We start from the raw sequence: 14,361 nt of genomic DNA on the forward strand, positions 1-14,361 counted from the left end.
CTCTACAAGGAGGCTACATGGATATTGAAATCATAGCAGTGGGCGGATATAACGAAGTCGGTAGAAATATGACTGCCGTCCGCTGCGGAAAAGAGATTGTCATCTTTGATATGGGCCTGCGGCTCGACCAGGTGATGATCCACGAGGATGCTGATATCGAGAATATGCATTCCCTGGACCTGATCGAGATGAAGGCCATTCCTGATGACACCATCATGAATGCGGTCGAGGGGAGCGTCAAGGCTATCGTCTGTTCGCACGGACACCTTGACCATATCGGTGCGATCCCGAAACTGGCGCACCGCTACAACGCCCCGATCATCAGCACGCCGTATACATCGGAACTGATCCGGCAGCAGATTGCAGGCGAACAGAAGTTCGGGGTGAACAACAAGCTCTTTGCCCTGAAAGCCGGGCAGCGCTACACCATCTCCCCGCACCTGACGCTCGAGTTCGTGCGTGCCCAGCACTCGATCATCGACACCGTCTTCCCGGTCCTGCACACCCCGCGGGGCGCGGTCGTTTATGCAAACGACTTCAAACTCGACCGGACGCCGGTGCTCGGGGAGCCACCGGACTTTGCCCGGCTGCGCCAGATCGGGAAGGAGGGCGTCATCGCCCTCATCACGGAGAGCGTCAACATCGCCGACAAGGGCCGCTGCCCGAGCGAGCGGGTCGCGCGGGATCTCGTGCGGGACACCATCACGAGTTACGAGGACGACAAGAGCGCCATATTCGTCTCGACGTTCTCGTCGCACATCTCCCGCGTGAAGACGATCGCCGAATGCGCTCACGAGATCGGCAGAAAACCGGTCCTCCTCGGGCGCTCGATGGAGCGCTACAGCTCGGCGGCCGAACAGCTCAAACTGGTCGGGTTCCCCGAGACCCTCTCGATGTTCGGCAACCGGCGGACGGTTGACCGGACGCTCCGGCGGATCATGAAGACCGGGAAGGACAAGTTCCTCCCGATCGTCACCGGCCACCAGGGAGAATCGGGCGCCATCCTGACGAGGATCGTGATGGGGGATACCCCCTACAAGCTGGAGAAGGGCGACAAGATCCTCTTCTCAGCGAAGGTGATCCCGAACCCGATGAACCACGGGCAGCGCTACCTGGTCGAGGCCCGTGCGAAGATGGCGGGCGTGCGGATCTTCGACGACCTGCACGTCTCGGGCCACGCGTACAAAGAGGACCACTACGAGTTCCTCCACCTCTTGAACCCGCAGCACGTCATCCCGTCCCACGGCGACATCGGGATGACCGGCGAGTACGCGAAGTTCGCGGAGGAGATCGGGTATACCCTCGGCAACGACCTTCACGTCATGAGGAACGGGAAGAGTATCCTGATAAAGTAGGAGCATCTATGACGACGCTTGAAGACTATCTGGAGATGAATGCTGAGCGGATAGACAAAGCGCTCCACCGTTACTTTGGAGACGTCCACGGCGATCTCTTCCGGGCGAGCGCCCACCTGCTGCTTGCGGGCGGCAAACGCCTCCGCCCGGCGGTCGTCATCCTCGCTGCGGATGCGGTGAGAAAGGGGAGCTCCGACGACCTGCTCCCTGCCGCCCTTTCGCTCGAACTGACCCACAACTTCACCCTCATCCACGACGACATCATGGACGGCGACGTCGTCCGGCGCGGCGTACCGACGGTGCATACGGTCTGGGACGAACCGACGGCGATCCTTGCGGGAGACGTTCTGTACGCGAAGGCGTTCGAGTTCATCTGCCTCTCGGAAGCCACGGACGCCGCCAAGATCCGGGCGGTGAAGATGCTTGCCCGGACGTGCACCGATATCTGCGACGGGCAGAGTATGGATATGGCGTTCGAGAAGCGCGACGACGTTCTGGAGGTGGAGTACCTGGAGATGGTCAGCAAGAAGACCGGCGTGCTCTACGGGGCATCCGCCGCCATCGGCGGGATCCTTGCCGGAGCGAACCCCGTCCAGGCCGACGCCCTCTACCAGTACGGGGTGAACAGCGGCATCGCCTTCCAGATCCAGGACGATCTCATCGATCTCCTCGCGAGCAGCGACGCGAGCGGCAAGGACCGGGCGTCGGACATCCGGGAAGGAAAGCAGACCCTGATCGCCATCCGGGCACGGGAGAAGGGGATCGATCTCGCCCCATACCGGAGGAGACTCTCCGGTGCGGAGATCGACGACCTGACCGCCCGGCTCCGGGAAGCCGGCGTCATCGACGAGGTCAGGGCGGTTGCCGTCGAGCGGGCCGCCGTCGCGAAAGAGGCGCTCTCGGTCATCCCGGACTCGGAGGAGAAACGTCTGCTCGGCGATATCGCCGATTTCTTCATCGCTCGAGGCAACTGATACTATGGAGACCGATATCGAGCGCCTGCTCTTTATCTACGCTCTGCAGAACGCGGTGAAGCACGACAGCGCCCCGAAGAGCGGGACGGTCATCGGCACGGTGCTCGGCAAGCACCCGGAGTTCCGGAGCCGGGCCAAGGAACTCGGCCCTCTTGCAGGGAAGGCGATCGCGGAGGTGGCGGCGATGAGCGCGGCCGAGCGTAAAAGCCGTCTTCTGGAACTCGCGCCCGAACTCGTTGCGGAACTCACCGAGACGCACGAGAAGTCGAGGGAACTCCCCGCACTCGAGGGTGCGGAGAACGGTGTGGTGATGCGGTTCGCGCCGAACCCGAGCGGGCCGCTGCACCTCGGGCACGCCCGCGCCTCCGTCCTGAACGACTACTACGTCAGGCGCTACGGCGGGCGATACGTCCTCCGCGTCGAGGATACCGACCCGAGGAGGGTCGATCCCGAGGCATACGCGATGGTCCTCGAGGACATCGAGTGGCTGGGACTCGGGATCACCGATATCGTCTACCAGAGCGACCGCCTCGATATCTACTACGATTGGTGCAGAAAGCTCATCGAACTCGGCGGCGCCTACGTCTGCGTCTGCGACTCCGAACGTTTCCGCGAGCTCAAACTCAAGGGGAAGGCATGCCCCTGCCGCGAGCGGACGGTGGAGGAGAACCTGGAACTCTGGCAGAAGATGCTTGATGGGGAGTTCTACGAGGGCGACGCGACCGTCCGGGTGAAGACGGAGCTCGCTCACCCCGACCCGGCGATGCGGGACTACTCCGCGATGCGGATCGTGAACGCGCCTCTCCACCCGCGGGTGGAGAACACGGTCTTTCCGCTGATGAACTTCTCGGTCGCGGTGGACGACCACCTGCTCGGGATCACCCACGTCATCCGCGGGAAGGACCACATCGCGAACACGCGACGGCAGCGTTACCTCTTCGACTACTTCGGGTGGAAGCCGCCGGTCTACCGCCACTACGGCCGGATGGGGATATCGGGCGTCGTCCTCTCGACCTCGGGGATGCGCGAGGGGATCAAGAGCGGTCTCTACACCGGCTGGGACGACATCCACCTCGGGACGATGCGGGCGATCGCGCGTCGCGGTATCGAGCCGGAGGCCGTCCGGAACGCCATGATCGATATCGGGATCGGGGAGACCGACATATCGTTCTCGTGGGAGAACCTGTATGCCCGGAACAAGGAACTCGTCGACCCGAAGGCGAACCGCTACTTCTTCGTCCCCGATCCGGTCGAGGTGACCGTCGAGGGCGCCCCGCGCCGCGAGGCGCACGCGGCGCTCCACCCGAGCGATCCCGCCCGGGGGGTCCGCACCCTCGTCGCCGAGGGGAGGATCCTCCTCCCGCGGGCGGATATCGAAGGGAAAAGCATGGTCCGGTTGAAAGACCTCTACAACGTCAGGATCGTGTGGGACGGCGATACGCCGCGCATATCCTACGCGGGCGACTCGCTCGAGGAGGCCCGGAGCGAGAAGGCGCCGATCATCCAGTGGCTGCCGGCGGACGCGAAACTCCCGTGCACGCTTCTGCAGCAGGACGGGAGCCTCGAAGGGTTCTGCGAGCCGCCGGTCGCCGGGGAGGCGGACCGCGTCGTCCAGTTCGAGCGGATCGGGTTTGCCCGGATCGACTCGGTCGAGGACGGCCGGGTGAGCGCGTATTTTGCGCACCGGTAACGGTTCACATCTTTTTTTCTGCTACGGCCGCGCATGATGAGGCCGGCGATCTATCGCTAGGACAACCCGTTTTGTAATGCTCATCGGAAAGAACATTGCGCGTACAGGATCGCAGAGTCTGCAGCACGGCACTCGATCCGCTGCAACTCTTCGATGCTGCCTGTTTTTCCCGAAGGAACCGGAATCATCGGGATATTTAAGTGACACCCGCAGATCGATATGCATATCATTCAGGATAGTGTGATCATGTATTATTAATTGATGTGATTGTAAGAATTACCGGAGATCCTTCATGAGCAGAATCTACGTGTTGGCGTCTCTCCCCGGCGCCGGAAAGACGACCACGGCGCTGTTGCTTGAGCGCCACTTCCTCGGGCAGGACCTACGGGTTGCCTGCCTGCAGCAGAACAAGGGGCAGTCCGACGTGCACACCTACCTCTCGGCCGGCTGCTGCCACTACACCGTGCCGCTCGAAGCGACGAAGAGCAGGGAGGCCTTCGAGCGATGGGCACCCCGGGGGTACGACGTCCTCATCATGGAGGTCACGTACCCGTACACGCCGTTCGGAGCCCCTTACCTCATCCCCTTCGATGCCTTCAACGAGGTTGTCCCGTTCGAAGCGCGTGCGGACTGGAAGAGTTTTGTCTTCACCAAGACGCTGGGTTACTGGAAGGAGTATCCCTCCGACACGAACTTCGATCCGACCGAACTGTGGGACACCGTCCACGACAGGACCGTGCAGACGATCGTCACCAAAATTCCTTCGCCGCTCGATGGACCCTGCGTCGATACCGGGCGGGTCCTCCATCATCCGGAGAGGTTTGTCTGCGACACCGTCGAGCCGCGGATGACGCTGCCGAAGAGTGACCGGGCCGTCATCGCCGTGGGGGCGTTTCCCGGGGAGTACCGGGAGATCTTCCCGAACCTGACATGGTACCGGTTCGACTACGCGTCCTTTCTGCAGGAGTTCCGGACGGGAACGTACGACGTCGCGATCATCGGTATGTGCCTGAACGAGCGTCTCAAATTCCGCGACCGGCCGGAACGGCCGTCGATCATCTGTTACCAGCCCTCCGTCTACTGCGATCTCGAGAAACATCCCAAAAATTTGCCCTTGAAGGATAACTTCGGCAGTATACTCTCGGCTATCCGCGAGCGGGCCGTGGGCGAACCCATCGTCCCCGAAGGAAGCGCCTACTCAGAGTACAACAACCGGTTCTGGACCTACCGGCCTTATCCAGAGAGGGAGATGATCTGGCGGGAGGAAAACGTCGTCTTTTGCAACGGCTGGGTCCTGCCGCAGTACCTGATCCGCGAAGGATTCCTGGAGGCGGCGTGAATGGGAGGAGGAGTCAACCCGCCGGTGGTGGCCCTGGTCGAGCCGGAAGACTTTGATGTCAACGACCCCGTCGGGGCGGAGCGAATGTTCACGGCCGAGTGCGACCAGCAGGCGACGCTGACGGTTTACCTGGACGACGATCCTGATCCTGTTTACCAGAGCGATCCGGGCGTCCAGGAGGTGTCCTATACCTTCGAGAGTGCGCCGCTGGGGCAGCACATGGTCCGGGTGGTCGCGGCGAACGAGAACGGGACCGGGGAGAACTACTGGAACTGGAACGTCTACCAGTATGCGGACTGCCACGTGCTGTCGGGGCCGTATCTGGACTTCTTCATCAGGCACTATCGTTGCGGTTCCTCAGGCTGCGCGGGGGGCTCGGGGTTCTGGAGCAATGCCGTATGCCTGGAAAATGCGGTGATGCGGTATGCCAGAGCAGGAAAAAGCACACCTTATACCAACGTGCTGGCAGGCTGTTACTGGATGGAAAAGATCGGCTGCTCCGAGCACTGTTATGTGGAACTGGTCTTCAATTTAGACATTTACATTGTAGCGGTAATGAACAGCAGCCTAGTTCCTTCATTCGGGCATGCGGTTTGCGCCCAGTACCTGGGCGGCGAGATGGATATGTTCTCCAATTGGAGGTTCTTCCAGTACGATAACCTGAATATCACGCCCGGGGACTGGCAGATGCCGTATGGATCCGAATGGCAGGAGACGAGGGTGGAGATCAAGGAAGTGATTGATATACCGAATTGTGGCCAGTACGATGGAAGACCAGTGGCGACATTTCTGATCGATCACGAGGGGAATGTCAGATAAATATGACTGGTGTGTTAGGAGGGGAAGAACATGACAATGATCCGGTTGGTTCTAAAAAAAAACGTCATTATTGCCCTGTTGATGATTGCGATTACAGTCACCTGTGGTATTCTGTACTGGATACAACCCATAATGCAACAAAAAGAAACGGAAAAGGTGGTAGAAATGGAACGTGAACTGCCTCTGGAAATTCAAGAGGAATTGGATAACGTTAGACGCGAGAAAGGTTTTGCTGTGACGAGAGGGGTGATTGACGAGACGAACAGAACCATTGTTCTATATGTTGTTGGGATGAGCGATAAACAACTGAACCGACTTCAGGAAAAACGTGTAGGAAACTGGACAGTTACATCGATTCTGGATATCGAGTATATCAGGAAGATGGAGACTACACGGGCTGAGTTAATGCGGTTGGAAAAGGATCCAAAAATGCAGATCGCGGGATTTACTATGGATGTTGGTCCAGGCGAGACAGAAGTCAATATGTGGGTCTACAATCTGACACCGGAAAACCAGGCCCTGGATGGGCAGAAGATCCACGGGTGGACGATCCACATCTGGAAAACCCTCACACCCACTCCAACGGGGACAAAGGGGTGAGAAAGGAAGGTTCTGCTGCAAAATGCAATTTGTGAGGTTGCAGGGAGGTGAAATAAATGGGAGGAGGAGGCAATCCGCCGGTGGTGACACTGGTCGAGCCGGAAGACCTGGACATCGGCGATCCTGTCGGAGCGGAGCGGCCGTTCACGGCATCGTGTGACCAGCCGGCGACGCTGACGGTGTACCTTGACGACGAACCTGTCCACCAGAGCGATCCGGATGTCCAGGAGATGTCCTATACCTTCGAGAGCGCTCCGCTGGGAGAGCACATGGTACGGGTGGTCGCGGCGAATGCCAACGGCTCCGGGGAGAACTACTGGACCTGGAACGTGCTCTCGACGCCGCCGGTGGTGAGGAGGGTGAACCCTGCGGAGCAGGACGTCACCGATACCATTCATTCGTTACGGCAATTTGAAGCATCATCCGATCAGACCGCGATCATGAAGATGTATGTAAACGGATTCCTTGTATCTGAGAGTGTATCCGACGTTCAGCATATATCCACCACTTTTGACAAGGCAGCCTTCGGGAATTATCGCATCAGAGTGATTGCAGAAAACACGAATGGTAGCGGAGAGACGACGTGGAACTGGCACATACGATCGGCAGATCCACCAGTTGTATCCCTTATCCAGCCTGCTGCACAAGAGGTATCTGATCCTGTCGGTACATCACGTACTTTCCGGGTAACAATCAATCAGCAAGCAAAAATAAAGTTCTATCTCGACGGACGACTTGTTCGTGAGACGGATGTATACTTCCCAAATACTCCCGTCACTTATACTAACAATTCTGCATCTGCCGGAGAGCATATCCTGTTGGTGATCGCCGAAAATTCGAACGGTAGAGGTACAAATTACTGGAGATGGCATTTGACGGCTCCTCCGGGGTGTACGGAAGGGAAAACCAGATGTAGATGTTACGATCTCTATCGGTGCGTAAATGGTCATTTAGTACTTGAAGAACAAAATTCACCCTTATGCGGCTATCCAGGCCCACAGAGTGAAATGGTTGATGTAAATATATTCTATCATCCGCAAATGCCTACTTCAAGCTGCATGCGCATCACCTCACTCGAACCAATAATTATAACTACTTCAGACTTTAAAACATGGGAAATATCCGGAAATCTGCATTTTCATGTGGAAAGAGACCCAAACAGGCTACCTAGGGAAGTAGAAGAATTAATTTTCAGATTATACTTTATTACCGGAGATCCACATGATACAACGGAATCCGGATACGTAACCTACAGCGAATCCATATCCAATATCATCCCAGATATGGAACCTGACCCCTATTATGGACCTCTCGTGCAAATCAAAGAAGATAGAACAAAACGAGAAGATAGAATACTCAGAGAAATCGTTAAATCAGAGGATCAAATTGAACTGATTACCGGAATCAAAGCAGGAGCAAAGGGGCACTTACTTGATCTTTCCATCTTTGTCAATTGGTTCTTATTAGACATATCGCATCGGCTCGAATTTGATCTTCATTTCACAATCACAACGACATTCAATACCAGACAACCAAATGCTTTTGCCAGGCTTTGGGCATATTCTGGTGAGGACGGGCCGATATACCGTATGTTGCTGAAAGCTGCAGATTGTGCAAATATGGTAGAGTCTTTACCTACACGAGGAAGCCCCATCTGGACAATCCTTCCGGTGTTGCTTAACATGTTTCAAGGTGGTGCCAATTTTGCTCGGGACGATTCGACCTATGAGGACATTCACCTCATAAGTGATGCTTACGAGGGCCAATAATGCCGGAGAAGAACCTCCGTAACATCATGGCCATTGGTCTTATGCTCTTTCTCCTTCTCACAGGGACAGTCATTGTCTGCGCAACTTTCCGTGAGGGGCACACCATAGCAGAACTGACGGGCAACTTCTATCTCTATGAATTTACCGGAGATTACGTTTGTACTTACCCCTCTATGAGTCCTGACGGGTCGAAAATTGCTTACACAGCAGGGCTATACCTGCTTCCGAATTCAGCCGACATTTGGGTCATGGATAGCAGCGGTTGGAACACAAAACGGCTCACCTCTTTTGGAAACGTATTTCGACCCTTCTGGTCCCCGACAGCGGACGTCATTGCATTTACTGCAGACGGCGGCATCTGGACAATCGAAAGCGACGGGTCCAATCTCACCCGGCTGACCGAGGGTCCGGGATACTATCTCTGTTCGCGATGGAGTCCTGACGGCAGAAAAATTGCCTACTTCTTAAGACCCGATAACAACTCAGGTTTCTCCCTCTGGATGATGGATGCCGATGGAAACAATAAGCGTCGGCTCCTAGGAAATACATCAATACATGCAGCCTGGGCCCCTGACGGGGACAAAATCGCAGTGGCCGCTTCACAAGCCGGACAGAAGGACTTCTGGATCGTATCCACTGAAGCGGGAAACAGTACGTCGCTGAACCTGAACAAACTTGGAGACTTTTCTTCACCCGTATTGAGTCCAGACTGGAAGACCATAGCATTCGATTCTATCGAAGGTATCCGCATTCGTAATGCAGATGGAAGTGGAGATACTAAGATTATCCCGGAGCACGTCTCCTATCAACTCGATTGGTTACCTTCAGGTACCGGTATCGTGTTCCTATCAGGGGGAAATATCAGGGTTGCAAACATCGACGGTAGCGGTGCACGCCAGCTCAATCCGGAAACTTACTGCGGGAGCGTAAGTTTTTCGCTCTGTAGAGACGGCGAGACTATTGCTTATGATCCCCATGGAACTATCAGGTTGCTGACGACCGACGGTAATAACCGGAACGATCCGATCGGCACGTTCATTGATCTGATAAAAATTTCGAAACAAGTGCGGGATCAAGGAAGTGATTGGAATACCGGATTGTGGCCATTTCACGACCAAACCTATGGGATCAACCAACCGTATGGTTCAGGACCTGTTCAGTAGCACTCACATAGCGGAGAAGCGGAAAAAGGAATAGCACCACAATGGAACGAAAACACCTTCTTGCCGGAATCGCGCTTTTGGTTCTTGCGACGGGGGGCATCGTCGTCTGGACGGCCGGTCACATCGACAGTCTCCCGGGGAATTACTTCCTCTACGAACTTGGCGGGGAGTACGACTGCATGTACCCTTCCATCAGCCCGGACGGGACGAAGATCGTCTATGTTGCCACGATTTACCCCGACCAGCATTCATCCAATCTCTGGATCATGGATACCCGTACCTGGCATACCCGGCAGCTCACCTCCTGCGGGGACGTAGCACTTCGTCCGTACTGGAACCCATCGGGCGACATCATTGCCTTCTTAGCCGACCGGGACATCTGGACGATCGAACGCGACGGAAACAACCTCACCCGCCTCACGGCTGACCGGTCACTCGAACTGTGCCGCGGGTGGAGCCCTGACGGGAAACGGATCGCCTACCTGTTAAACCGCTCCCTCTGGGTGATGGACACCGACGGAAGGAATACACAACTGGTCATTAACGGAACATCGGTGATATTTGACAACTTTCCAGTCTGGAGCCCGGACAGTGGGAGAATCGCCGTTTCATGCCCAGATCAAGTGACGACGACCGTTGACGGTGAGTTGATCGCGTACCAAAACCCACATGAAGGATTACTGGTCGTCAGGGTCGACGGAGGGGCGCACACCCTGCTTGAGGTCGGAGATTGCAGTCTGCCGGCATGGAGCCCCGATGGCGACCGGATCGCGTACTTCTCCGCCGATGGCATCTGGACGGTTCACCCCGACGGCAGCGGGAACCGTAAAATCATCGACGATCGCGTCTTCCCCTCCGAAAGCCCAATGTGGCTGGCCTCAGGCGACAAGATCGCCTACCTTACGTGGGACAAGGAGATCAAGGTGGTAAACGCTGACGGAACCGGCGAGCGGGTGGTGACATCGATAGGAGACGGCATCTCCTTTTCCGTCAGCGGGGATGGAAAACGGGTCGCATACAGCACTCTCGGCACGGTACGGCTGTCACGCATGGACAGCGTCGACTGGTGTAAGCCGGTTGCTGCGGTTCTGGATATGGTGCGCCTGAAAAACCTGCATAAGAGGCCTGCGATATTCGCGGACCCCCCGCAGATAACGTTCGTCGAACCTGCAGAGCGCGTCGTCAACGATACGGTGGGAGGAAACCGGACGTTTACCGTTGCTTCCGATGAACCGGTCACGATGACGTTCTACCTGGATAGCGACGAACGGGTGTACCTGCGCGACGAGGGTGTCCGACAGGCGTCGTATACGTTTGAAAACGTCTCGCCGGGTGCGCATACGGTGGCGGTGTCCGTTGTCAACGAGAGTTGGACACGCATGGGGACGACATGGCATTCATGGACGTGGCATGTGCTCCCCGAACAACCAATCGAACCGGGCGCCGAATCTGCAGATGAGGCGTCCTATCGAGGGTGAATGAATATGGGCTGTAGAACGGTATGGTCTCCAGCGCGGACGTTCACGGCATCGTGTGACCAGCCGGCGACGATGCGGGTGTACCTGGACGGCGACCGCTCCGGGGCCTGCGAGTCGCTGGTCGTCGGGGAGGCGAGCAACGTGGTTCGGTTCGAACGGGAGGGGTTCGCCAGGATCGATGCGGCGACGAGAGACGGTATGGTGGCGTACTTCGCACACCGTTGAACCCCGCACCCTTTTTTTCCACAGTACATCTCTACCGCGAATATCTGCACCGGCGGACCGGGATTGCTGATGCCATGGAGCACTGCGTGCAGAGGGCCGCCGAGCCCCTTTGGTACGGCAGGCAGGGAAGATTCGATATAACTGCCGCCATCGAACCGATAAAACCGAATTGCGAACCGATAAAACCGAATTGCCCCAAGACTACGGGAGGCATCCGGATCGACATGCTTTTATCCGATTATTGGTATAATCACATGCTAATATCCTTCACTATCGTGTTATGTGATCGGTGGATCTTCATGAGCCGTATCTACGTGATTGCAGCGGTCCCCGGTACCGGAAAAACGACAACGGCGATGCTGCTCGAACAGTACTTCCACGGGCAGGCAACGGCGAACAGGCTCAGTAGAACGGGAATTCCGCGAAGTGCATTATGGTCATCATTCTCCTGAAGGGGACTGCGGAGCAGGAGTCCGGAACTCATGACGAGTCAGTACAGGGTTTCACATGCCCACATTGCGGGCGCAGGAGTAGGGAGTTTCGCTCCATCTGTCCGGAGTGCGGCCGTCCGTTCATGCGGGATTACATCGACTGGCGGATGCACCCCCGTGACCCGGAACTGCGGGGAACATGGTATTACAATCGGTTCTGGGCACGGGTCTGGCTGGTGCTTATGATCCTCGGACTGGCATTTTCGGTGCTGGTGATGGCCATCCGGGCACTGGATTGAGCCCGAGGAGCCATGAAATAATCTATCGCTCTACTTCAGTCTGCAATGTAGGGTGTGGATTGCACCGGGTGATAGTCAGGGTGAGAGGACGAGCAGGCACCGCTACCTCAGGAGATGATATACACGAGAGGTCGTGTGTCTCGGCTGAGGTTAACAAAGACTTCGCCGGGGGTGGCTACGTGGAGATAACGGGAGTCTATGTGAAGGAGCGCTGAAATGCCGATCGATGAGATGTCGGGACGCCTCTTCCGGAACCTCCGGAAGTTGTTGTTCCACCCGTTTCAATTCTTCGAGAGCATGCCGGAGCATCCGCGCCTCCTGCCGCCGCTGCTCCTCATACTGGGTATCTGCCTGGTGCGGAGCGTATGGTATTCCCAGGTGCTCGCAGATTACATGGTACGACTGCTCGAAGGAAGCAGTTTTCCCACCGGCGGGTTTGCGCTCTGGTCGATGGTACTGCTCACGATCGGCCCCGCCATTCGCTGGGTTCTCGTTGCTGGCATTGTCTTCGCGATATCAGCTCTGCTTCGCGGAAAAGGGTCTTTCTCCCAGCTTTTCGCGTACACAGCGTATGGTCTCCTTGTGGGATATATGATCAGTCTTATTCAGGCAATCTTCAGCGTTCTCGCCGGACGACAGATCATGCATGAAGTGTCTCGTTTGATGATGGGCTCTGGCTACCTCTCTTTCCCAAATCTCGCTACAGATCCCACGATAGCAGTATTCTGGATGGTCTTCTGGTTAATAGGCACCATCGGCTTTGTATGGACGTTCATTGTCCATGTCGCAGCCACCCAGTACGGCAGATATATCCCTCGAACGCATGCACTTCTCACCGTTATTCTGGCGTTCGTCTGTATGTATGGCGTGGTATGGATGCAGGTGCTATTCGTTCGACATATAATAACATGATTGTACCGAGATGCCCAGTCAGGAGTGCTTGAGGATATGAAGGGGCAAGAGAGATGTGAGACTGAGGGAGGAGAACCCCCGGTGGTGACTCTGATCAACCCGGCAGGCCCCGGCATCGGCGACCCCGTCGGGATGGAACGAATGTTCACAGCGACATGCGACTAGCCAGCGACAACGGGAGTTTACCTCAACGGCAACCCGAGACATACGGAGCGAACCGGGCGTCCGGGAAGCGCGTTCCGGTTTGAACGGTTTATTGTCATCGTCGGGAAGGCGATCCGGGCATCGATGAGGCTGGTGAAAGAACCCCTGTGTTACCCCGACCAACGGGTACGATCACAGTTTAGCAGTGCGGGTACTGAAACGGATCCACGTTTTGAAACGGCCTAAACCCTGACGAATCGTCCGGCAGGCGGGACACCGGGTCGGGAAATTCCCGCCATACTGCCGGTGAAAAGGGTTGGCAGCCGCTCAGGCAGGGTACACCGCCGCATCCCGTTCGGCCGCCGTGATCTTCTGCAGGAGGCCAGCAGAGAGGTCGGCGATCGGGTAGTACCCGCCGCCGGCATGTTCCGCGACGACTCTGCAGTAGCCCAGCCGGAACTCCAGAAAAGTTTTGCGGTTCCTTTCTCGCCACGGATGAGCACGCCGCCGATCCCCGGATTAACGGCATTGAGAATGAGCGCACGTTTCATTGTCTCCTGACCGACAATAGCGGTGAACGGAAGGACACTCCTTCGCGCCGAGTATGACATATGAGAGAATATGATGCAATTGATGTTAAATAGTTTCTATTTCGTAATAACCAATAGCGGACGAGGGCGGCCCTGCCCCCGCCCGGAACCATGTGGTCTCAGAACTCTTCCGCGATGCCGTAGCCGTATGACCGCAGTACCTCGCTCCCCCGCTGCTCCGGGTATGCGGCAAGCACGAGCCCCCGCGACTCCAGAAACTCCTCGGCGGAGACGATGGAGATAGGTTGGATCTGTTCGTCTTCGCCGGGCACCATCGACCAGGTATGGATGTAGTAGATGTCCGGCAGCCCCTCCTCTTCGTGCAGGTAGAGATCCCTTCCGCGCCCGAATGCCCCGCCTGCGTCACCGCCCCGCGGCGCGAGGTAGAGCCAGGCGTCACGGTCGGTGTCGAGGAGGATCTCGCCTTTCTCGGATTGAATACATTTCTTCATGGTCAGTCACCTCTGCCCCGCCAGCCGTGCAGGGCAGTTCGGCAGGCGGCGACGATGAACTCCGGGAGCCCGGTGAGGTGGCCATGGCCCTTCCGCAGCCCGGGTCGAACAGGAGGTTCCG

The 14,361-nt window shown here is 57.0% G+C and carries 14 protein-coding genes; 13 read left to right on the plus strand and 1 reads right to left on the minus strand.

Annotated features, from left to right (window positions below):
• Positions 1-17 precede the first annotated feature (17 nt).
• From MchiMG62_RS10600 to MchiMG62_RS10660, 13 genes are all read left to right on the plus strand, one after another.
• Positions 18-1,355, plus strand: coding sequence for an RNase J family beta-CASP ribonuclease (locus MchiMG62_RS10600; RefSeq protein ID WP_221056924.1), 1,338 nt, complete (start codon positions 18-20; stop codon positions 1,353-1,355).
• An 8-nt stretch (positions 1,356-1,363) separates the two neighbouring features.
• Positions 1,364-2,329: a polyprenyl synthetase family protein gene (locus MchiMG62_RS10605; protein ID WP_221056925.1), complete on the plus strand. Its 966-nt coding sequence runs from the start codon at positions 1,364-1,366 to the stop codon at positions 2,327-2,329.
• Between the two features lie 4 nt (positions 2,330-2,333).
• Positions 2,334-4,019: a glutamate--tRNA ligase gene (locus MchiMG62_RS10610; protein ID WP_221056926.1), complete on the plus strand. Its 1,686-nt coding sequence runs from the start codon at positions 2,334-2,336 to the stop codon at positions 4,017-4,019.
• A gap of 292 nt (positions 4,020-4,311) precedes the next feature.
• The gene (locus MchiMG62_RS10615) at positions 4,312-5,358 is read left to right on the plus strand and encodes a P-loop NTPase family protein (protein WP_221056927.1); all 1,047 of its coding nucleotides are present in this window, start codon (positions 4,312-4,314) and stop codon (positions 5,356-5,358) included.
• Positions 5,359-6,177 (plus strand): hypothetical protein, encoded by an 819-nt coding sequence (locus MchiMG62_RS13260; protein WP_244987689.1) that lies wholly within the window; start codon positions 5,359-5,361, stop codon positions 6,175-6,177.
• 30 nt (positions 6,178-6,207) lie between these two features.
• Positions 6,208-6,777, plus strand: coding sequence for a hypothetical protein (locus MchiMG62_RS10625; protein WP_221056928.1), 570 nt, complete (start codon positions 6,208-6,210; stop codon positions 6,775-6,777).
• A 56-nt stretch (positions 6,778-6,833) separates the two neighbouring features.
• Complete coding sequence (locus MchiMG62_RS10630) at positions 6,834-8,546, plus strand: hypothetical protein (protein ID WP_221056929.1); 1,713 nt, start codon at positions 6,834-6,836, stop codon at positions 8,544-8,546.
• Positions 8,546-9,709, plus strand: coding sequence for a TolB family protein (locus MchiMG62_RS10635; RefSeq protein ID WP_221056930.1), 1,164 nt, complete (start codon positions 8,546-8,548; stop codon positions 9,707-9,709). The genes MchiMG62_RS10630 and MchiMG62_RS10635 overlap by 1 nt, the downstream gene beginning before the upstream one ends.
• Positions 9,710-9,750: 41 nt before the next feature.
• Positions 9,751-11,187: a TolB family protein gene (locus MchiMG62_RS10640; RefSeq protein ID WP_221056931.1), complete on the plus strand. Its 1,437-nt coding sequence runs from the start codon at positions 9,751-9,753 to the stop codon at positions 11,185-11,187.
• A 6-nt stretch (positions 11,188-11,193) separates the two neighbouring features.
• Entirely contained in the window at positions 11,194-11,412 is a 219-nt protein-coding gene (locus tag MchiMG62_RS10645) for a hypothetical protein (RefSeq protein WP_221056932.1), read from the plus strand.
• A gap of 74 nt (positions 11,413-11,486) precedes the next feature.
• Positions 11,487-11,864: a hypothetical protein gene (locus MchiMG62_RS10650; RefSeq protein ID WP_221056933.1), complete on the plus strand. Its 378-nt coding sequence runs from the start codon at positions 11,487-11,489 to the stop codon at positions 11,862-11,864.
• A gap of 122 nt (positions 11,865-11,986) precedes the next feature.
• Complete coding sequence (locus MchiMG62_RS10655; protein ID WP_221056934.1) at positions 11,987-12,142, plus strand: hypothetical protein; 156 nt, start codon at positions 11,987-11,989, stop codon at positions 12,140-12,142.
• A gap of 216 nt (positions 12,143-12,358) precedes the next feature.
• A complete protein-coding gene (locus tag MchiMG62_RS10660; RefSeq protein ID WP_221056935.1) occupies positions 12,359-13,054 on the plus strand; it encodes a YIP1 family protein in 696 nt (231 codons plus the stop codon).
• An 853-nt stretch (positions 13,055-13,907) separates the two neighbouring features.
• On the opposite strand, the gene MchiMG62_RS10665 is transcribed toward MchiMG62_RS10660, so the two are convergent.
• Entirely contained in the window at positions 13,908-14,240 is a 333-nt protein-coding gene (locus MchiMG62_RS10665) for a hypothetical protein (protein WP_221056936.1), read from the minus strand.
• Between the last annotated feature and the right edge of the window lie 121 nt (positions 14,241-14,361).

This window comes from Methanoculleus chikugoensis (assembly GCF_019669965.1).
In the GTDB taxonomy this organism is placed as follows: domain Archaea; phylum Halobacteriota; class Methanomicrobia; order Methanomicrobiales; family Methanoculleaceae; genus Methanoculleus; species Methanoculleus chikugoensis.